The organism is Vibrio sp. Vb1337 (assembly GCF_033338715.1).
GTDB lineage: Bacteria > Pseudomonadota > Gammaproteobacteria > Enterobacterales > Vibrionaceae > Vibrio > Vibrio alginolyticus.
The window spans coordinates 1-1001 of the sequence record NZ_JAWOTD010000317.1 but is presented as its reverse complement, the minus strand read 5'-3'; the positions used below and the strand labels follow the sequence as shown (position 1 = coordinate 1001).

2 protein-coding genes are annotated in these 1001 nt (G+C 45.3%); both read right to left on the bottom strand.

Annotated elements, in window-relative coordinates:
- A partial coding sequence (locus R7E42_RS25900; protein ID WP_318073372.1) for a biotin/lipoyl-binding protein occupies positions 1-326 on the bottom strand: 326 nt, incomplete at its 3' end.
- Between the two features lie 3 nt (positions 327-329).
- Positions 330-1001 (bottom strand): TolC family protein (locus R7E42_RS25895; RefSeq protein WP_318073371.1); only part of this gene is annotated, 672 nt, incomplete at its 5' end.

Sequence of the window (1001 nt, the reverse complement as noted above, 5' to 3'; positions counted from 1 at the left end):
TGCTCACGTGCACCTTTCTCTGCTTCTTGCGCTAGTGCATCTGCCGCTTTTTCACCAGCTTTTGCTTGTTCCAGTTTCGCTTCGATTTCTGGGCTGTGAAGCGTAAAAATTAACTGGCCTTTTTCAACATCATCGCCTTTGCGAACCATCACTTCGTCAATGCGACCTGGGACTTTCGATGAAATGCTGTATTGCTGAGCTTCAATCAAACCTTGCAAGCGAACTGGTTCTGGCTGATAAGCTTGGTAAAACTGATAGCCAACCCAAGAAGCCACACCCAAGGCGCAAAGTGAAAGTAGAACGGGTTTTAAAGATTTTGCTGCCATGACTTATTTAACCTCTTTGGATATTTTCGCTGGGGCGTAAGCGGTATTTTGATATTGTTCGAAGCTGTTCATTTCACTGCTTAATGCTAATAGTTTGGTTAGTGAAATCAGATAGCGGAAGCGTGCCGCCGAACGTTGGGTTTCGATACTGGCGACATAAAGCTGAGCGTCAACCACATCGAGAGAAGAAGAAAGACCTTGAGTGAATGCCTTTTCTCGCAGAAGCAGGTTTTCATTGGCTAGTGCGATGCTGGATTCTAAGCCTTGCACTTCATCAATCGCTTGCTGCGCTTCTAGATACGTTTTCTGCACAAGTAAAGACAAGTCTTGTTTGGCTTGAGACTTAAGAGCATCAACTTGAGATACAACGCTTTGTGCTGCTTTAACTTTTTCGCTTCGACCTGTGGATTCAATCAATGGAATGTTAACGCCAACCCCTACGAGCCAATCCGGTTTCATTTGGCTGGCCAACGAATCGTCTTCATACAGGCTGTAATCGCCATATAAGTAAACTTCTGGGTAGTATTTGCCTTTCTCAGCCTTAATTAAGCTCGATGCCTGTTTGTGCTTGGCATCCAAAATGTCGAGCCCAGGGTAGGTGAGCAAGGTCTGATCGATAAATGCACTCAGTGGTGGCAGGTTATCGTTAATGAACAAGGTTTCTGCCGGTTCAAC